Source organism: Mycolicibacterium nivoides (genome assembly GCF_003855255.1).
In the GTDB taxonomy this organism is placed as follows: domain Bacteria; phylum Actinomycetota; class Actinomycetes; order Mycobacteriales; family Mycobacteriaceae; genus Mycobacterium; species Mycobacterium nivoides.
On record NZ_CP034072.1, the window covers coordinates 1,536,812 to 1,555,487 of the forward strand.

Annotated in this window: 20 protein-coding genes; 15 read left to right on the forward strand and 5 right to left on the reverse strand. The window is 67.6% G+C overall.

Going from position 1 to position 18,676, the window contains the following annotated elements; translation table 11 throughout:
- Nucleotides 1-25 precede the first annotated feature (25 nt).
- The 3 genes from EH231_RS07280 (at nucleotide 26) to EH231_RS07290 (ending at nucleotide 3,838) form a co-directional block, all read left to right on the forward strand.
- Nucleotides 26-3,028 carry an acyl-CoA synthetase gene (locus tag EH231_RS07280; protein ID WP_205868057.1) on the forward strand — a complete coding sequence of 1,001 codons (3,003 nt, stop codon included), beginning with the start codon at nucleotides 26-28 and terminating at the stop codon, nucleotides 3,026-3,028.
- A gap of 63 nt (nucleotides 3,029-3,091) precedes the next feature.
- Nucleotides 3,092-3,610 carry a hypothetical protein gene (locus tag EH231_RS07285; RefSeq protein WP_090430896.1) on the forward strand — a complete coding sequence of 173 codons (519 nt, stop codon included), beginning with the start codon at nucleotides 3,092-3,094 and terminating at the stop codon, nucleotides 3,608-3,610.
- A gap of 9 nt (nucleotides 3,611-3,619) precedes the next feature.
- Nucleotides 3,620-3,838, forward strand: coding sequence for a Trm112 family protein (locus EH231_RS07290; RefSeq protein WP_090430894.1), 219 nt, complete (start codon nucleotides 3,620-3,622; stop codon nucleotides 3,836-3,838).
- Here EH231_RS07290 and EH231_RS07295 read toward each other — a convergent pair.
- From EH231_RS07295 to EH231_RS07305, 3 genes are read right to left on the reverse strand one after another with little or no spacing between them, the layout of a single operon-like run.
- Nucleotides 3,821-4,447 (reverse strand): TetR/AcrR family transcriptional regulator, encoded by a 627-nt coding sequence (locus tag EH231_RS07295; protein WP_090430892.1) that lies wholly within the window; start codon nucleotides 4,445-4,447, stop codon nucleotides 3,821-3,823. The genes EH231_RS07290 and EH231_RS07295 overlap by 18 nt on opposite strands.
- Before the next feature lie 6 nt (nucleotides 4,448-4,453).
- Nucleotides 4,454-5,281, reverse strand: a complete 828-nt coding sequence (locus EH231_RS07300; RefSeq protein ID WP_164480799.1) for an ABC transporter permease — start codon at nucleotides 5,279-5,281, stop codon at nucleotides 4,454-4,456.
- On the reverse strand, nucleotides 5,206-5,991 hold the full coding sequence (locus EH231_RS07305; RefSeq protein ID WP_124712159.1) for an ABC transporter ATP-binding protein: 786 nt from the start codon (nucleotides 5,989-5,991) through the stop codon (nucleotides 5,206-5,208). The genes EH231_RS07300 and EH231_RS07305 overlap by 76 nt, the downstream gene beginning before the upstream one ends.
- 80 nt (nucleotides 5,992-6,071) lie before the next feature.
- Here EH231_RS07305 and EH231_RS07310 point away from each other — a divergent pair, with 80 nt between their 5' ends.
- From EH231_RS07310 to EH231_RS07350, 9 genes are all read left to right on the forward strand, one after another.
- A complete protein-coding gene (locus tag EH231_RS07310) occupies nucleotides 6,072-6,683 on the forward strand; it encodes a DNA-3-methyladenine glycosylase (protein ID WP_090432035.1) in 612 nt (203 codons plus the stop codon).
- A 27-nt stretch (nucleotides 6,684-6,710) separates the two neighbouring features.
- Entirely contained in the window at nucleotides 6,711-7,997 is a 1,287-nt protein-coding gene (gene tyrS, locus EH231_RS07315) for a tyrosine--tRNA ligase (RefSeq protein ID WP_164480800.1), read from the forward strand.
- Nucleotides 7,998-8,455: 458 nt separating this feature from the next.
- Nucleotides 8,456-9,310 (forward strand): tetratricopeptide repeat protein, encoded by an 855-nt coding sequence (locus EH231_RS07320; RefSeq protein ID WP_090432970.1) that lies wholly within the window; start codon nucleotides 8,456-8,458, stop codon nucleotides 9,308-9,310.
- A gap of 1 nt (nucleotide 9,311) precedes the next feature.
- Nucleotides 9,312-10,328: an HAD-IIA family hydrolase gene (locus tag EH231_RS07325; protein ID WP_124712160.1), complete on the forward strand. Its 1,017-nt coding sequence runs from the start codon at nucleotides 9,312-9,314 to the stop codon at nucleotides 10,326-10,328.
- Nucleotides 10,329-10,341: 13 nt separating this feature from the next.
- Nucleotides 10,342-10,548 (forward strand): hypothetical protein, encoded by a 207-nt coding sequence (locus EH231_RS07330; RefSeq protein WP_090432975.1) that lies wholly within the window; start codon nucleotides 10,342-10,344, stop codon nucleotides 10,546-10,548.
- 6 nt (nucleotides 10,549-10,554) lie between these two features.
- Nucleotides 10,555-11,364 carry a TlyA family RNA methyltransferase gene (locus EH231_RS07335; RefSeq protein WP_090432977.1) on the forward strand — a complete coding sequence of 270 codons (810 nt, stop codon included), beginning with the start codon at nucleotides 10,555-10,557 and terminating at the stop codon, nucleotides 11,362-11,364.
- Nucleotides 11,361-12,284, forward strand: a complete 924-nt coding sequence (locus tag EH231_RS07340; RefSeq protein WP_044518930.1) for an NAD kinase — start codon at nucleotides 11,361-11,363, stop codon at nucleotides 12,282-12,284. Before EH231_RS07335 ends, EH231_RS07340 begins: the two co-directional genes overlap by 4 nt.
- A gap of 6 nt (nucleotides 12,285-12,290) precedes the next feature.
- Nucleotides 12,291-14,054, forward strand: a complete 1,764-nt coding sequence (recN, locus tag EH231_RS07345) for a DNA repair protein RecN (protein WP_090432979.1) — start codon at nucleotides 12,291-12,293, stop codon at nucleotides 14,052-14,054.
- 87 nt (nucleotides 14,055-14,141) lie between these two features.
- Complete coding sequence (locus EH231_RS07350) at nucleotides 14,142-14,351, forward strand: DUF4287 domain-containing protein (RefSeq protein WP_044518928.1); 210 nt, start codon at nucleotides 14,142-14,144, stop codon at nucleotides 14,349-14,351.
- On the opposite strand, the gene EH231_RS07355 is transcribed toward EH231_RS07350, so the two are convergent.
- Together EH231_RS07355 and EH231_RS07360 are read right to left on the reverse strand one after the other, a co-directional pair.
- A complete protein-coding gene (locus tag EH231_RS07355; protein WP_090433370.1) occupies nucleotides 14,348-15,250 on the reverse strand; it encodes a pyridoxamine 5'-phosphate oxidase family protein in 903 nt (300 codons plus the stop codon). The genes EH231_RS07350 and EH231_RS07355 overlap by 4 nt on opposite strands.
- 15 nt (nucleotides 15,251-15,265) lie before the next feature.
- Nucleotides 15,266-15,727, reverse strand: coding sequence for a VOC family protein (locus EH231_RS07360; RefSeq protein WP_090432981.1), 462 nt, complete (start codon nucleotides 15,725-15,727; stop codon nucleotides 15,266-15,268).
- Nucleotides 15,728-15,870: 143 nt separating this feature from the next.
- On the opposite strand from EH231_RS07360, the gene EH231_RS07365 reads away from it, so the two are divergent.
- From EH231_RS07365 to EH231_RS07375, 3 genes are all read left to right on the forward strand, one after another.
- Nucleotides 15,871-16,392, forward strand: coding sequence for a CGNR zinc finger domain-containing protein (locus tag EH231_RS07365; RefSeq protein ID WP_090432983.1), 522 nt, complete (start codon nucleotides 15,871-15,873; stop codon nucleotides 16,390-16,392).
- Between the two features lie 100 nt (nucleotides 16,393-16,492).
- On the forward strand, nucleotides 16,493-17,677 hold the full coding sequence (steA, locus tag EH231_RS07370) for a putative cytokinetic ring protein SteA (protein ID WP_090432985.1): 1,185 nt from the start codon (nucleotides 16,493-16,495) through the stop codon (nucleotides 17,675-17,677).
- 15 nt (nucleotides 17,678-17,692) lie between these two features.
- Nucleotides 17,693-18,634: a copper transporter gene (locus EH231_RS07375; protein WP_090432987.1), complete on the forward strand. Its 942-nt coding sequence runs from the start codon at nucleotides 17,693-17,695 to the stop codon at nucleotides 18,632-18,634.
- Nucleotides 18,635-18,676 lie beyond the last annotated feature (42 nt).

Consider the following 18,676-nt stretch of genomic DNA (forward strand, 5'->3'; position numbering starts at 1 on the left):
GGTGAGTTGCGATGTGGGGAGCAAGCTGGTGGATTTCTCGGCAGTGACCAGACCCGTCGAGCGGTTGCTGGCGACCGCGCAGAACGGTCTGGAGGTGCTGCGCTACGGGGGACTGGAGACCGGCTCCGTCCCGTCGCCGTTCCAGATCATCCAGAGCGTGCCGATGTACCGGCTCCGGCGGTACTTCCCGCCGGACGTCCGCCCCGGTGTCCAGGATCCGCGCCCCCCGGTACTGATGGTGCACCCGATGATGATGTCGGCCGACATGTGGGACGTGACGCGCGACGATGGCGCGGTCGGCATCCTGCATGCTGCGGGCATCGACCCGTGGGTGATCGACTTCGGCTCACCGGACAAGGTCGAGGGCGGTATGCAGCGCAACCTCGCCGACCACGTGGTGGCGCTGTCGGAAGCCATCGACATCGTCAAAGAGGTCAGCGGTCGCGACGTGCACCTGGCCGGCTACTCGCAGGGCGGGATGTTCGCCTACCAGGCCGCGGCCTATCGGCGGTCCAAGGACCTGGCCAGCATCATCGCCTTCGGTTCCCCGGTGGACACCCTCGCCGCGCTGCCGATGAACCTTCCGGCCGGCGTGGCCGCGGGTGCAGCCGATTTCATGGCCGACCACGTGTTCAGCCGCATCGACATCCCGGGCTGGTTGGCCCGCACCGGTTTTCAGATGCTCGACCCGATCAAGACCGCGCAGTCGCGCCTGGAGTTCCTGCGCCAATTGCATGATCGCGAAGCCCTGCTGCCACGTGAGCAGCAGCGCCGCTTCCTGTCGTCGGAAGGCTGGATCGCCTGGTCCGGGCCGGCGATCGCCGAACTACTCAAGCAGTTCATCGCCCACAACCGGATGATGACGGGAGGCTTTTCCGTCCACGGCGACCTGGTCACCCTGTCCGACATCGACTGCCCGATCCTCGCGGTGGTCGGTGAGGTCGACGACATCGGCCAACCGGCCGCGGTCCGGGGTATCAAGCGGGCCGCGCCCGATGCGGATGTTTACGAATACCTGATCAGGGCAGGACATTTCGGTTTGGTCGTGGGTTCCAAGGCCTCCACCCAGACCTGGCCGACGGTGGCCCAGTGGGTGAAATGGCTTGGCGGAGAACAGATGCCCGAAGGTGTGGTCCCGATGGGGTTGCAGCCTGCCGATCATCCCGAGGGCGGGGTGTCGTTCTCCACCCGTGTCACCCACAGTGCCACCGCGGCCACCGAGATGGCGTTCGGGGTGGCGCGCTCGGCCGCCGAAGCGCTGGTGACGGCCAACAAGAACGCCCGGACCCTGGTCATCGAGACGGCCCGCACGCTGCCACGTCTGGCCCGGTTGGGTCAGGTCAACGATCACACCCGGATCTCGCTCGGCCGGATCATGAGCGAACAGGCGCGCAGCGCCCCCAACGGCGAAGCGCTGCTCTTCGACGGGCGGGTGCACACGTACGAGGCGGTGGACCGCCGGATCAACAACGTGGTGCGCGGCCTGATCGACGTCGGGGTACGCCAGGGCGCCCGGGTCGGCGTCCTGATGGACACCCGGCCGAGCGCGTTGGTCGCGATCGCGGCGCTGTCCCGGTTGGGGGCGGTGGCGGTGCTGCTGCCCGAGGCGGATCTGGCCGAGGCGGCGCGCCTCGGCGGCATGGCCGAGATCATCGCGGATCCGAGCCACCTCGAGGTGGCCCGCGAACTCGATATGCGGGTGCTGGTTCTCGGCGGCGGTGAGAGCCGTGATCTGCATCTGGACAAGTACGAAGCCGATGGCGCGTCCATCGTCGACATGGAGAAGATCGACCCCGATGTCGTCGAGCTGCCCGGCTGGTACCGCCCGAACCCCGGTCTGGCCCGCGACCTGGCCTTCGTCGCCTTCAGCGAGGTCGGCGGCGAGCTCGTGGCCCGCCAGATCACCAACTTCCGGTGGGCTCTGTCGGCGTTCGGCACCGCGTCGGCGGCCAATCTCGGCCGCGGCGACACGGTCTACTGCCTGACCCCGTTGCACCACCAGTCCGGGCTGCTGGTCAGCCTGGGTGGTGCGGTGGTCGGCGGCTCGCGCATCGCGTTGTCGCGCGGGCTGCAGCCCGACCGGTTCCTGCAGGAGATCCGGCAGTACGGCGTCACGGTGGTGTCCTACACCTGGGCAATGCTGCGCGAGGTCATCGACGATCCGTCGTTCTCGCTCACCGGCAGCCACCCGGTCCGGTTGTTCATCGGCTCGGGCATGCCCGCCGGGCTGTGGAAGCGGGTGGTCGACGTGTTCGAGCCGGCCCAGGTCGTGGAGTTCTTCGCCACCACCGACGGACAGGCCGTGCTGGCCAACGTCTCCGGCGCCAAGATCGGCAGCAAGGGACGTCCGTTGCCGGGCAGCGGCACCGTCGAACTGGCCGCCTATGACGCCGACGATGACCTGATCCTGGAGGACGAGCAGGGTTTCGTACGGAAGGCCGAGGCCAACGAGGTCGGTGTGCTCCTGGCACACCCGCGCGGCCCGGTCGATCCGACCGCTGTGGTCAAGAGGGGCGTGTTCGCGCCCGCCGACACCTGGGTGTCGACCGAGTTCCTGTTCCGTCGTGACGAGGACGGCGACTACTGGCTGGTCGACAACCGTGGCGCGGTGATCCGGACCGAACGGGGTCCGGTGTTCGCGACGAGCGTCAACGACGCGGTCGGCCGCCTGGATGCGGTCGACATGTCGGTGACCTACGGCGTGGAGGAGGCGGGTCGGCAACTGGCGGTGACAGCTCTGGCGCTGCGCCCGGGCGGCAGCGTCCCGACGGCCGACCTCACCCACGCGCTCGACGATCTGGCCGCGGGTAACCCGCCCGACGTGGTGCACGTGGTGGCCGACATGAAGCTCGGCGCGTCGTACCGCCCGCTCATCGGTCCGTTGCGGGCGGCGGGCATCCCGAAAGCGGGCCGGCGTAACTGCTGGTACTTCGATGCCGATACAGGTACGTACAAGAAATTGACGGCGGCCAGCCGGGCCGAACTCGTCGCACGAGCCGCCGACGACGAGCCGAGACCGACTAGCTGACGGGGTGCCGGGGCAGTAATGCGCTGTTAGGCTCCGGCGGACGGCCGAACGACTGGAGGATCGATGACATCGGGATCGGGTGCGAACAGCTGGCGTCGGGTCGTCACCGGATGGGTGACGGGCGGTGCGCTGGTCCTGGGGGCGTTGGCAGGCGCGGGTGCGCCGACGGCGGCCGCCGATCCCGCTGAGCCGACGCCGGTGGCCGGTGCGTCGGGGTCTGATGCGCCTGCGCCGACGCAGATGACCGCGGACGAAGCGCTGTCCATCATCGCCAAGGATTACGACACCGGTGAGGGCGGTGGCCAGATCTCGACGCTGATCCACGACATCCTGAAGCTGCGTCAACAGGGATACAAGCCGTCGAACGCCAACCGGGAAGCCATCACGAAGGCGCTCGACAAGCGGCCCAACCAGGTGCCGTTGATCGACGCCCTCAAGAGCACGCTGTCCTATCAGCGCAAGTTGCAGGCACAGTCCCAGGCGCAGATTCCGAAGCAGAGTGGTCTCAACCCCGGCATCGCTCCCATTCCGGGCGGGGGCGGCGGTCAGCCCAGTGGCGGCATCTCGATCCCGCTGGGCTAGCTTCACTTCGTGGTCGACGAGAAGCTTTTGAGCATCCTGGTGTGCCCGCAGGACCGCGGGCCGCTGCTGCTGGCCGGTAAGGACTGGCTCTATAACCCCCGGTTGCGGCGGGCCTACCGGATCGAGGACGGCATCCCGGTGCTGCTCGTCGACGAGGCTGTGGCCATCGAGGACGACGCCGAGCACCGCCGGCTGCTGGAGTTGGCGGGATCAGGGGAATCCGGGTAGGTCGCCCGTCAGGTAGCGCTGCAGGGTGGGCGCGATCGTCTCGGCGATCTGATCCGCCGGGAGCGTGGCGAAGGGATCCAACTCCAGGATGTAGCGCGCCATCGCTACTCCGACCAGTTGCGAGGCGACGAACTGGATACGCACTCGGGAACTGCCGGGCGGGTTGTCCACCCGGGGCCCGATCTCGCCGATGATGATCTCCTGGAGGAACGACCGCACCAGGGATACGTCGTTGCCGGCCAGGATGGAGCGCAGCGTCGCGACGAAGCCCTTGCCGATGTCGGAATCCCACAGTGGCAACAGGATTGACGGCAGGGTGTGCCCGATCTGCTCGACCGGGACCTCTTTGAGCCTTCCGATCACGGTCATCGGATCGATGGGTATGTGGATCGCCGCCGCGAAGAGCTGGGTCTTGGTGCCGAAGTAGTGATGCACCAGGGCGGCGTCCACCCCGGCGTCGGCCGCGATGGCACGGATCGAGGTCTTGTCGATGCCGTTGCGGGAGAACAACTCCCGCGCACTGGCCAGGATGCGCTCGCGCCTGTCCGACGGACCGGCGGGGCGGCCGGGGCGTTTGCGTTCTCGTTCGGAATCGATGTCGGTACTCACGGCTTCCTAGGGTGTTCGGCGGCGCAGGGTGGCCGCGGCCAGACAGAGCGCCAATACAGCAAATCCCACCACGATCGCGATGTCACGGGCCGCGACGGCGGTCAGCTCGGGATGTGCGCCGACCTGCTGCAATGCTTCCAGGGCATAGCTGGCCGGCAGCACGTTGCTGATCCATTGCAGCCATTCCGGCAGAGCGGCGCGCGGCACGATGATGCCGCACAACAGCAGCTGCGGTGCGATCACCACGGGCATGAACTGGACGGCCTGGAACTCGGTGCGGGCGAACGCGCTGCACAACAGGCCGAGCCCGACGCCCAGGACGGCGTTGATGATCGCGATCAGGAACACCAGGATGGGGCTGCCGGCGGTGTCGAGGCCGAGGAACCAGAACGAGACGATGCAGGCCAGGGTGGCCTGGGCCGCGGCGGCGATCGAGAACGCGGTGCCGTAGGCCGCCAGCAGGTCGAAGCGGCGCAGGGGTGTGGTCAGGATGCGCTCGAGGGTTCCCGAGACGCGTTCGCGCTGCATGGTGATCGAGGTGATCAGGAACATCACGATCAGCGGGAAGACGCCGAGCATGATCAGGCACGCGTTGTTGAACGGCGTCGGGTGTCCCGGCTGGTGCGGCGCATTCTGGAACATGAAGTACATCAGCGTGATGATCAGGCTGGGTACCACCAGGATCATCGCGACGCTGCGGTGGTCGGCGGCCAGTTGCCGCAGGATCCGGCCGGTTGTGGCCAGGTAGGCCGCCGGGCTCAGTCGGCTCGGTTGATCGCGCCCGAGTCGCTGCGCCGGATGACGGTGAGAAACGCTTCCTCCAGGGACGTACATTCCGTGTCCTTCCGTAGCTGGTCCGGGGTGGTGTGGGCAAGCAGTAGGCCTTCACGCATGAGCAGCAGGTCTCCGCAGTGGTCGGCTTCGTCCATCACGTGGCTGGAGACCAGCAGCGTGGTGCCGCGTCGCGACAGCTCGTTGAACTGTTCCCACAGGTCGACGCGCAGCACCGGGTCGAGGCCGACGGTGGGTTCGTCGAGCACCAGGAGTTCGGGCTCGGACACCAGGGCGCAGGCCAGCGAGACCCGGGTGCGCTGTCCACCCGAGAGATTGCCGCAGTAGGCGGTGCGGTGATCGTCGAGACCGACCGACCGGATGGCATCTGCCGCCGAGTCCGCCGACGTTCCGTACAGCGCGGCGAAGTACCGCACGTTGTCGATCACCCGCAGGTCGTCGTAGATCGTCGGATCCTGGGTCACGTACCCGACCCGGTGCCGCAGCGGTGCGGAACCGGCAGGGTGTCCGAGCACCGTGACGGTTCCGGCCGCGACGATCTGAGTCCCGACGATGCTGCGCATCAAGGTGGACTTGCCGCAACCCGATGGGCCGAGCAGACCGGTGATGCTACCGCCGCCGATCTGCACGGTGAGGTCGCGGATCGCAGGCCGCCCACCGCGGTTGACCTGCAGTCCGGCGATGTCGATGGCCGGGGGAGCAGCCCCGGCGGGGAATCCTGTAGAGAATTCATCGATCGATGAAGTCATCATGTGATGAATACTGCGCTCAAGCGTGGCCGGTGTCAACGGTGGATCTTGCGAAGTGCAGAATCGCTCGGGTGGGCTTGCAGATGGGCACCGAGCTGTTGACTGGTGCCCCCCTGGTCGCGGCCCGCCGACTGTTGGGAGCCGAGCTGACCGGCCGCGGTGTCAGCGCCGTCATCGTCGAGGTGGAGGCCTACGGCGGCCCGCCCGATGGACCCTGGCCCGACGCCGCCTCACACTCGTTTCGCGGTGCGGGCGGCCGGAATCTCGTGATGTTCGGCCCGCCGGGGTATCTGTACACCTACCGCAGCCACGGCATCCACGTCTGCGCGAATGTGGTCTGCGGGCACGACGGTGTCGCGGGCGCGGTACTGCTGCGAGCGGCGTCGGTGTGCGTCGGGGCCGAGGTGGCCGGCGCCCGTCGTGGACCGGCGATTCGCCCGGCGGCGCTGGCGCGGGGACCGGGCAACCTCTGTTCGGCACTGGGAATCACCATGGAGGACAACGGAATTGACCTCTTCGATGCCGACAGCCCGGTCCGCTTGACGTTGGGTGATCCGCTTCCGGCGGTCGACGGCCCACGGGTCGGTGTGAGCAAGGCTGCCGACCGTAGATGGCGGTTGTGGCTGGCGGACAGGGGAGAGGTGTCGGCATACCGGCGCAGCCCGCGGGCCCCCGCGCCCGGTGCCAGTGATTGATGTCGGCGATGCGGCATGATCGTCGTCATGAGCATGGGAATCCTCGATGAGCTGGACTGGCGTGGCCTGATCGCGCAGTCGACCGACCGCGACGCGCTGGCCGATGACCTGGCCAAGGGGCCCATGACCGTCTACTCGGGCTTCGACCCGACCGCGCCGAGCCTGCACGCGGGCCACCTGGTGCCATTGCTGACTCTGCGCCGGTTTCAGCGTGCCGGCCACCGGCCCATCGTGCTCGCCGGCGGGGCCACCGGGATGATCGGCGACCCTCGCGATACCGGGGAACGCACACTGAACACCGCCGACACGGTCGCCGACTGGGCCGGTCGCATCCGCGGCCAGCTGGAACGGTTCGTCGAATTCGACGACACCCCGACCGGCGCCATCGTCGAGAACAACCTGAACTGGACGGGCCAGCTCTCGGCCATCGAATTCCTCCGTGACCTGGGTAAATACTTCTCGGTGAACGTGATGCTCGACCGGGAGACGGTGCGCCGCAGGCTGGAGGGCGACGGCATCTCCTACACCGAGTTCAGCTACATGCTTCTTCAGGCCAACGACTTCGTGGAGCTGCACCAGCGCCACGGCTGCGCATTGCAGATCGGTGGTTCCGACCAGTGGGGCAACATCGTGGCCGGCGCCCGACTGGTCCGCCAGAAGCTGGGTGCCACCGTGCACGCCATGACAACTCCGCTGGTCACCGACTCGGAGGGCAAGAAGTTCGGCAAGTCCACCGGTGGCGGCAACCTGTGGCTCGATCCGGAGATGACCAGCCCATACGCCTGGTACCAGTACTTCGTGAACACCGCCGATGCCGACGTGATCGGGTACCTGCGCTGGTTCACCTTCCTGTCCTCGGATGAGATCGCCGAGCTGGAGGATGCCACCCAGAACCGCGCCCATGAACGCGCCGCGCAGAAGCGGTTGGCGCGTGAACTCACCACGTTGGTGCATGGGGAAGGCGCGACCACGGGGGTCGAGCTGGCCAGTCAGGCGCTGTTCGGCCGGGCCGAGTTGACCGATCTCGACCAGTCCACCCTCGGCGCCGCGTTGCGTGAGGCCAGTAATGGACAGGTCGCCGAGCTGAAGCCGGGCGGTCCGGATTCGATCATCGATTTGTTGGTCGGCACGGGGTTGGCGGCGAGTAAGGGAGCGGCACGCCGCAACGTCGCGGAGGGCGGCGTCTATGTGAACAACATTCGTATTGAAAGCGACGAGTGGATACCACAGCATTCAGATTTTCTGCATGAGCGTTGGCTCGTGTTGCGACGTGGCAAGCGGCACATTGCCGGGGTCGAGCGCGTGGGCGCCTAGGCCAGCCGGCGGCCGGGTTCTGAACTGGGAAAACGTCGGAGCGACCAGGCGATTTGACTCGCTGTTAGCGCTCACGTAACTTATTCCAGGTCAGAGCGACACGGACAAGCGCCGGAGAGCGAGGACGAAATCCGAGAGAGACACCCATTACGGTGGGTATTCTCACTGCCCGCAGTAAAGTTCAGCGGCTTTTAGCCGCGGGATTTCTGCGCGACAAACTCGGGCGTGTTGTTTGAGAACTCAATAGTGTGTTTGGTGGTTTTTGTTTGTTGTTTTTTGCCACTCATTAATCGCCCCCCACGTTTTACGTGGGGGGCGATTCGCTTTTATTTCTCAATTTTGATCATCGAATTCCATTGATATTCGAGTGATTACCCGCTGCGTCGGCGCTCACATAATTATGTCGGCCGTGGCTGCTGCCAGTATCCTTTGCGGGAAGGGCGGGTAGAAAGGCACACGTGGTCGGAGACAGACAAGGCGACGGAGAGCGGCGCCCGCGGCGTGCATCCAACGACCGCACATCGAGCAACAATTCGGGTCCTCGGCGGCACTACGACCAGCGTGGGCGGGATCAACGTGCCGGCGCGCCCCGGACATCCGGGCCGGGCCGGGCGCGTGCGGCGCAGCCGGCCGCTGACGGCGATCCCAGGCACGAGGGCCCGCGATTGCCGGCCGACGTGGAGGCCAAAGAACTGGCTCCCGATGTGCGTCGGGAACTGGTCACTCTGGACAAGACGACCGCCGATTTCGTCGCCCGTCATCTCGTGATGGCCGGCAAGTTGCTCGACGAAGATCCCGATGCCGCACTCGCCCACGCCCGTGCCGCCCGTAACCGGGCCGGCCGGATCGCAGTGGTGCGTGAGGCTGTCGGCATCGCGGCCTACCACAGCGGTGACTGGGCACAGGCTCTCGCCGAATTGCGTGCTGCGCGGCGTATGGGCAGCAAGTCCGCGCTGCTGCCGATGATCGCCGATTGCGAACGCGGTGTGGGACGGCCCGAGCGGGCATTGGAACTGGCTCGCAGCGACGAGGCAACCGCGCTCACCGGTGAGGATGCCGACGAGCTGCGCATCGTCACAGCCGGCGCGCGTTCGGATCTAGGGCAGTTCGAGCAGGCGTTGGCGATCCTGTCCACACCGCAGCTCGACCCGACCAAGGTGGGCCAGACGGCGGCTCGGCTGTTCTACGTATACGCCGACACTCTGCTGGCGCTGGGACGCACCGAGGAGGCCCTGCAGTGGTTCCTCCATGCCGAGCAGGCCGATATCGACGGCATCACCGACGCGGAAGACCGGATCACGGAGCTGTCCTGACGTGACCACGCTTGCACGGCAACATGATTGCCTGCTGCTCGATCTCGACGGCACGGTGTTTCGTGGCCACGAGCCCACCTCAGGTGCGGTTCAGAGCCTGGCCGGCGTGGCCGCCCGGGTGCTGTATGTCACCAACAACGCATCACGGGCTCCCGAGCAGGTTGCCGAGCACTTGCGTGACCTCGGATTCGCAGCCGCTTCCGACGATGTGGTGACCAGCGCGCAGAGCGCGGCACACCTGTTGGCCGCCCATGTGCCGCCGGACTCCGCGGTTCTCGTCGTCGGGACGGATGCACTGGCCGGTGAGGTGTCCAATGTCGGGCTTCGCCCGGTTCGCACGTTCAACGAGGGTCCGGTCGCGGTGGTGCAGGGGCACTCGCCGAACACCGCGTGGCCGGACCTGGCCGAGGCCGCGCTGGCCATCCGCGCCGGAGCGCTGTGGGTGGCCGCCAACGTGGATCTGACGCTTCCTTCGGAACGCGGGTTGCTGCCGGGCAACGGTTCGATGGTGGCCGCGTTGCAGGTGGCCACCCAGCAGAATCCGCTGGTGGCCGGCAAACCCCAGCCGACACTGATGAACGACGCGTTGAGCCGCGGGACCTTCGCGACCCCGCTCGTGGTGGGGGATCGGCTCGACACCGACATCGCCGGGGCCGTCGCTGCCGGGCTGCCGAGCCTGATGGTGCTCACCGGCGTCAGCACCGCGAGCGATGCGGTACATGCCGCACCCGCGGAGCGTCCCGGATATCTCGCCGCGGATCTGCGGGGATTGCACGCCGACGCCGATGCGCTCCGCATCGGGCCCGACCCGGCCTGGCGGATCGACATCGACACCGACACGGTCACCGTGTACGCCACCGGGCAGGATCCCCAGGACGAATTGTCTGTGGTGCGGGCGACCGCGCACGCGGTGTGGGGCGCCGACCAGGGGCAGGCCGCTGTGACGGTCTCCGCCGGCGACGACACAGCGCGCCAGGCGCTGCAACGTTGGTCGTTGCTGTCGGCACCCATCGACTAGCGTGAGTGTCGCTATGACTACCGATCCAGACCAGCTGCGTGCGCAGGTCGCCGCGGTGCTGGCAGATGTGCCGGATCCGGCGGTGGACCCGTCCGCACTCGAGGGCATGGACATCGACGTGGTGGCTGCCCGGCTCGAGCAGGCCCATGATCTGCTCCTGCAGGCGCTCGAATCCGTCGACAGGGGGCAACCGGGCGGATCGCAGGCGACCGAAAGGTGAGCGCCTGTGGCGCGGCGCGCTCGCGTTGATGCCGAGCTGGTGCGGCGGGGCCTGGCCCGGTCGCGTCAGCAGGCAGCCGAGCTGATCGAGGCCGGCCGCGTCCGGATCGACGGTATGCCCGCGGCAAAACCGGCGACCGCCGTCGCACCGGACACCAACATCACCGTGATCGCCTCCGAGGAGCGCACCTGGGTCTCGCGGGGCGCGCACAAGCTGATCGGTGCACTCGACGCGTTCGAGGTCGTCGTCGAGGGCCGCCGCTGCCTCGACGCCGGCGCCTCGACCGGGGGTTTCACCGAGGTACTGCTGGACCGCGGTGCCGCCGAGGTGGTGGCCGCCGACGTGGGTTACGGCCAGCTGGCCTGGCCACTGAGATCCGACGACCGGGTACACGTGCTGGAACGCACGAATGTGCGGGAGTTGACCCCCGAGGCGATCGGCGGGCCGGTGCAGTTGATCGTGGCCGACCTCTCGTTTATTTCGCTGGCCACGGTTCTTCCGGCGCTGACGGCCTGCGCGGCCCCCGACGCCGATATCGTTCCGATGGTGAAACCGCAGTTCGAGGTCGGCAAGGACCGGGTGGGTGCGGGCGGCGTGGTGTCAGATCCCGAGTTGCGCATCGACGCGGTGTGCACGGTCGCCCGCAAGGCGGCCACATTGCAGTGGCATGCTGTCGATGTGACGGCCAGCCCGCTCCCCGGACCATCGGGCAATGTCGAGTATTTCCTGCACCTGCGTGCCCAGAGCGACCGTCCGCTGGATGGCGAGTCGCTGGAGCAGGCAGTGCGGCGGGCCGTCGAGGAGGGGCCGCAATGACGGCTGAACGCACGATTCTGCTGGTGGTGCACACCGGCAGGGACGAGGCGACCGAAGTTGCCCGTCGAGTGGAAAAGGTGCTCGGCGACAACGGCATTGGTCTGAAGGTTCTCTCGGCGGAAGCCGTGGACCGCGGCCCGCTGCATCTGGCGCCGGATGACATGCGCGCCCTCGGCGTCGACATCGAGGTCGTCGACGCCGACGAGCGAGCGGCCGAAGGTTGTGAGCTCGTGCTGGTGCTCGGCGGTGACGGCACGTTCCTGCGTGCCGCGGAGCTCGCGCGAAATGTCGAGATCCCGGTGCTGGGAGTCAATCTGGGCCGGATCGGATTCCTCGCCGAAGCCGAGGCCGAGGCGATCGACCATGTGCTCGAGCGCGTCATCGAGCGCGACTACCGCGTCGAGGAGCGGATGACCCTCGACATCGCGGTGCGGGTGGGGACCGATGTGGTGAACCGCGGTTGGGCACTCAACGAGGCCAGCCTGGAGAAGGGTCCCCGGCTCGGAGTGCTCGGCGTTGTGTTGGAGGTGGACGGCCGCCCGGTCTCGTCGTTCGGCTGCGACGGGGTATTGGTGTCGACCCCGACGGGATCCACGGCCTACGCGTTCTCGGCGGGCGGCCCGGTGCTGTGGCCGGACCTGGAGGCGATTCTGGTGGTACCCAACAATGCTCACGCATTGTTCGCCCGTCCGATGGTGACCAGCCCGTTGGCCAGTATCGCGATCGAGATCGAGGCAAGCGGCAACGATGCCCTGGTGTTCTGCGACGGTCGCCGCGAGATGGTGGTGCCTGCAGGTGGCCGCCTCGAGGTGACGCGGTGCGGTACGCCGCTGAAATGGGTGCGGCTGGACTCGGCACCGTTCACTGATCGCCTGGTGCGCAAGTTCCGGTTGCCTGTCACCGGATGGCGGGGACAGTAGATACCTGTGCTGTCGGAGATTCGTATCGAGTCGTTGGGCGCGATCAGTGCTGCCACCGCGGAGTTCGACCGCGGGTTGACGGTGCTGACCGGTGAAACCGGTACCGGTAAGACGATGGTGGTGACCAGCCTGCACCTGCTCGGTGGGGCGCGGGCGGACGCGACGAGGGTGCGTTCTGGCTCTGACCGTGCTGTGGTGGAAGGCCGGTTCAGCACAATCGAACTCGGTGAGGACGTGACCGGACGGGTCGAGGAGATCCTGGATTCCTCCGGCGCCGAGCGTGATGACGACGGCAGTGTGATCGCGGCCCGCTCCGTCAGCCGGGCCGGACCGTCGCGGGCGTTTCTGGGTGGGCGCAGTGTGCCGGCCAAGTCGCTGAGCAGCTTCACCGCCCAGGTGCTGACATTGCATGGCCAGAACGACCAGCTGCGGTTGATGCGGCCTGACGAGCAGCGGGCGGCACTGGACCGGTTCGCCGACGTCGACAAGCCGCTGGCCCGCTACCGGAGTGTGCGCGACGAATGGCTGACGGCGCGTCGTGACCTGGCGGACCGCCGCCGGCGGGCCCGGGAACTGGCCCAGGAGGCCGACCGGCTCAGCTTCGGAATCCACGAGATCGATGCGGTCGCACCGGAACCCGGTGAGGACGAGGCGATCGTCGCCGACATCCGTCGGCTGTCGGAACTCGACGCCCTGCGTGAAGCTGCGCAGACCGCCCGCTTCGCATTGGCCGGCGAGCTCGACGAGCCGACGCCGGAGTCCACATCGGCGGCCGACGGTGTGGGCCGCGCGCAGGCGGCGCTGGAGTCCACCGACGACTCGGCGCTGCAGGCACTGGGCGGCCGCCTGGCCGAGGCGATGGCGGTGATCGGTGACGTGTCCGGCGAACTCGGAGACTATCTGTCCGAATTGCCGAGCGATGCCAGCACTTTGGAGACCAAACTGGCGCGGCAGGCCGAGCTGAGGACACTCACCCGCAAGTACGCCGCCGACATCGACGGGGTGCTGGCGTGGTCCCGCGATGCCGCCGAACGGTTGGCGCAGCTCGACGTGTCCGAGGAGAGCCTGGCTGCCCTGGACCGCAAGGTCGCCGAGCTCGAGGCTCAACTGGTCGCGGCGGCAAGCGAACTCACCAAGGTCCGGTCCAAGGCGGCCAAGGGTCTGGCCAAGGCGGTGACCACCGAACTGGCCGGGCTGGCCATGACGAATGCGGTGTTCACCATCGGGGTCGGTCCGATGCCGGCGCGGGCCGATGATTCCGCGCCGGTGACCATGCCCGACGGCGAGGTGCTGCATGCCGGTCATGACGGTGTGGACGCGGTCGAGTTCGGCTTCACCGCGCACCGCGGTGCGGATGTGCTGCCGCTGGCCAAGAGTGCCTCCGGCGGTGAACTGTCCCGCGTGATGCTGGCCCTCGAGGTGGTTCTGTCGGCATCGACGGCGGGCACGACGATGGTGTTCGACGAGGTCGACGCCGGGGTCGGCGGCCGGGCCGCGGTGCAGATCGGGCGTCGTCTGGCCCGGCTGGCGCGAACTCATCAGGTCATCGTGGTGACCCACCTGCCTCAGGTCGCGGCCTTCGCCGACGCGCACCTCGTGGTCGACAGCGGGAATGGCCGGGCCAAGTCCAGCGGCGTGCGCCGCATCGACGACGAGGACCGGGTCGCCGAGTTGGCCCGGATGCTGGCCGGATTGGGGGAGTCCGACAGCGGCCGGGCCCACGCCAGGGAGCTGCTCGAGGCCGCACAGCAGGAGCGCAGCGCGCCGTAGGCCGGACTTCAGGTGGTGTCGCGATGAGTTCGCGCCAGGTTGCCGGTCGGTACGCGAAGACCCGCAATCACAACCGAAGGAGCACCCATGGCGGAATCCGTGAAGGGGCCGGCGAGCTACTTCCCGTCGATCGAGAAGAAATACGGGCGGCCGATCGCCGAGTGGCTGGAGCTGATTCGTTCGTCGCCGTTGACCAAGCACATGGAGTTGGTCGGTTGGCTCAAATCCGAGCACGGCCTCGGGCACGGGCACGCCAACGCGCTGGTCGCCCACACTCTCGCCGAGGCGCGCGCCTAGCCCTGATCGCCGGTCGGGCCCGGGTTGGCCGGCGACAGCTCGGCGGAGCTCCATCGCAGTGGGCTGACGTGGGTCAGCTCCACCACCTCGCCGATCGTGAAGTCGACAGCGCACTGCGTGCCGGCACCGGAATCGGCTTCATCCCAGTTGATTTCAGCGGTTCCGGTGAGCTGGATCGTCGATCCGGAAGACCAATCGACCACCAACAACCCGCACCGCGGGTTGGCCTCGATGTTGCCCAGGGTCATGAACATCGAGTTCCCGCGGTAGTCCGGCCACCGCAGCTGCCGGGGTGAGAGCACCTGCAGGAACCCGGGATTGCCGCCGCGGTGGGACGCGTCGGCATTACCCGCCGTATCCGCCGACCCGATGAAGAAGGCGTCGGCACTGGCGATGAGCGCTTGCTGTCGATCGGTCAGTGACTCGCCACGCTGCACGTCGGGCAGCCCCACGGCGGACCGCACCTCGGCGATGTGCCTGCGAGAGATGTACTTCGGGCAGTTCGAATACACCTGATCGGTGTGGATGCGCAGGCCTGTCCCTGCCGGCTCGGCCGAGCCGTTGACCCGCATCCGGCGCCGGGTCTGCGGCTCGATGGCGATCATCCCGATCTGCTGCCCGCTGCGCAGCACATCGCCGACCGGATCGCCCGGTGCAGGCAGCGCGTCGAGCAGGATCGTGCGCGGATCGTCGGCGTGGACGAATCCGGGTGGGCCGGCGATCAAGCTGGTCCACACCCGGCCGTCGTCGTCGGCCGCGGCGATCACGATCATCGGCTGTTCGGCGAGGAACTCAGCGGCGGCCGCGGGAACTTCGGTGCGGATCATGCGGCCGACGCGAGTGGCGATGGCCTCCTGCCCCATGCGCCGCTGCACTGCCAGCTCACCCGAGTGATACATGTTCACCTGCTCAGCTCAGAAGAATCCGCAGGTGGGGGCCGCTCCGGTTGGTGCGGGAGCGGTCTGCGCTCCGTCGGGCGCGTACACCTCGAGCCGGGTTCCGTCCGGGTCTGTGAAGAAGATACCGCCGGATGCGGCTCCCTCGCCGTGCGCGACGACGCCGTCGTGCGCGAATTCCGTGCCCAGCGCCTTCAACGCCGCCTCAACGGTCCGCACCTCGTCGATGCTGGCCGCCTCGAACGAAAGATGATGCAGGCCCGGTGTTTCCGTGGAGAATCGGCCGTTGCTCTGCTGCCAGAGCGTCAGCCGCAGCGTCCCGCCCGTGCCGAGAAAGGCGTACCGGTGCTCACCCTCGCTGTTGACGGCCAGCGGTTCGAAACCCAGCGCGTTTCGGTAGAAGGCGACCGAGCGGTCCAGATCCGTGACGTTGATGCCGACGTGTCCGGCAGCGAGCTGGGGTGTGGTGGTCCCGGTCATGCAGTCCTCCTGAATGGCTAACCGATGTAATTGCTTAAACAGGTTAGAACGGCGATGGGCGAGTCGTCAACCGTCTATTTGTATTTCGACGGTTAGTTCGGCGGGTGGCCCTTGGTGTCGCCTGCGCGTGGTTACCCTCAGGTATGCGTGACCCGCGCCCGCATGTCGGCGAACCTCTTGCGCTGGATCTGCTGAACACCCGGTGGATGTCGGCGGATGGCCCCCAGGACCTCCTGGCGGACGTCGAGGGCCTGCGGTGCTGGTTGCTGGCCAACGGGCTGGAGGATCGCTGCGAGGCCGACGAGGAGGTGCGGGTCGCCCTGATCTCGGCCCGCGAGGCCATCCTTCGGGCCCTCCGGGACGGGTCCGTCGATGAGGTGAACGAAGTGCTGGAACGCGGCCGGATCCGGCGCACGCTCACGGCGTCCGGCCCCGCCGAGGCTGCCGAGGTGTCGCAGCCGGAATGGCTCGCCGGCTGGCTGGCCGCCGACGACTTGTTGCGGTTGCTGGGTGAGGCGCCCGATCGGATCAAGCAGTGCGCACATCCGCACTGCATCCTGTGGTTCCATGACACCTCGAAAAACGGGGCCCGGCGCTGGCATTCGATGGCCACCTGTGGCAACCGTGCGAAGGCTGCGCGGCACTATGCGGCGAAGCGGGATTGAGACCGAATTCGTGTTACTGATGTGACTAAAGCCAACTTGTGAGGCTGGTGTTACGGCGCGCCTCCGCCGCCTGACCGGCCGTTCCCGACAGAATCGGCGCATGAAGATGGCCACTCTGCTCACCCGCAATGCCAGTTCGCGTCCGGGAGTGACCGGCACTGCTCGAGTGGACCGCGACATCGATCGTCTGCTGCGCCGCGTCGGCCCTGGCGACATCGTGGTCCTCGATGCCCAGGATCTGGACCGGATCACCGCCGATGCGCTGGTCGAGGCTCAGATCGCCGGTGTCGTCAACGCCTCGCCGTCGATCTCGGGGCGCTACCCGAACCTGGGGCCCGAGGTGCTCGTCGCCAACGGTGTGGTGCTCATCGACGAGGCGGGGTCGGAAGTCTTCAAGAAGATCAAAGACGGGGCGCGGATCCGGCTGAACAACGGCGGCGTCTACTCCGGTGACCGGCGCATCGCGGTGGGCACCGAGCGCAACGATCAAGAGATCCACGAGTTGATGCACGACGCCAAGAGTGGTCTGGTGGCGCATCTGGAAGCCTTCGCCGGCAACACCATCGAGTTCATCCGCAGTGAGAGCCCGCTGCTCATCGACGGCATCGGAATCCCGAACATCGACGTGGACCTGCACCGTAGGCACGTCGTGATCGTCGCCGAGGAGCCCCACGCCGCCGAGGACCTCAAGGCGCTCAAGCCGTTCATCAAGGAGTACCAGCCGGTTCTGGTCGGCGTCGGCGCCGGCGCGGACGTGCTGCGCAAGGCCGGCTACCGGCCCGCCCTGATCGTCGGCGACCCCGACAAGATGAGCGTCGAGGTGCTGCGGTGCGGCGCCCAGGTGGTGCTGCCCGCCGACGCCGACGGGCATGCCGCCGGTCTGGAGCGCATCCAGGACCTCGGCGTCGGCGCGATGACCTTCCCGGCCGCCGGGTCGGCAGCGGACCTGGCGCTGCTGCTGTGCGACCACCACGGGGCGTCGCTGATCGTCACGGTCGGTCACACGGCCTCCATCGAGGAATTCTTCGACCGCTCGCGCCAGCGCAGCAACCCGTCCACGTTCCTGACCCGGTTGAAGGTCGGGGAGAAGCTCGTCGACGCCAAGGCGGTGGCGACGCTGTACCGCAGCCGGGTGTCCGGCGGGGCGATCGCGCTGCTGGTGCTGGCGATGCTGGTGGCGGTGGTTGTCGCGCTGTGGGTGTCCCGGGCCGACGGTGCGGTGCTCGACTGGGTCGTCGACTACTGGAACCGTTTCACGCTCTGGGTACAGGGTCTCGTCAGCTGATCGGATCGGTGAGTTGTGATCACGCTACGTGCGCACGCGATTTCCCTGGCGGCGGTATTCCTGGCGCTGGCCATCGGGGTGGCCCTCGGTTCGGGGCTGCTGTCGAACACGGTGCTGTCGGGACTTCGTGACGACAAGAAGGAACTGCAGCACCAGATCGACACCCTCACCGACGGCAAGAACGCGCTGAACGAAAAACTCAAGGCCGCAGGCGAATTCGATGCGCAGATGGCACCGCGGATGGTGCGCGACGCATTGAAGGACAAGTCGGTTGTGGTGTTCCGCACGCCGGATGCCGTCGATGGTGACGTCGACGCCGTGTCGCGGTTCGTCCGCGATGCGGGTGGCACCGTGACCGGCAAGGTCTCGCTCACCCAGGAATTCGTCGAGGCGAACTCTGCCGACAAACTGCTCTCGGTGGTCAACTCGCCGATCGTGCCCGCCGGTAAGCAACTGAGCACCGCGGCGGTGGACCAGGGGTCGCAGGCCGGCGACCTCCTGGGCATCACTCTGCTGATCGACAAGAACCCGGCCGCCGCGCCTGTGGACGACACCCAGCGCCAGACCGTGCTCGCCGCGCTGCGCGACACCGGGTTCCTGACCTATGACGATCCGCACATCGGCGCGGCCAACACGGCGCTGATCGTGACCGGAGGCGGCCTCGGCGAGGACGGCGGCAACCGGGGCTCCACCATGGCCCGGTTCGCCGCCGGGTTGGCGCCGCACGGCACCGGCACTGTGCTCGCGGGACGCTCGGGGTCGGCTTCTGGAACCGGTCCGGTGGCTGTGACCAGGTCAGATGCCGGTTTGACCGCCATGGTGAGCACCGTGGACGACGCCGATTCCAGCGCCGGTCAGATCACCGCCGTACTGGCTTTGGGCGACCTCGTGAGCGGTGGGAAGCCCGGCAAGTACGGCACCGGGCAGGGCGCGACGTCGGTGACCGTCCCGCAGTAGCGAGCCGGCAGCCTCCCAACTGCTCCGCGTACGCGCGGCGCG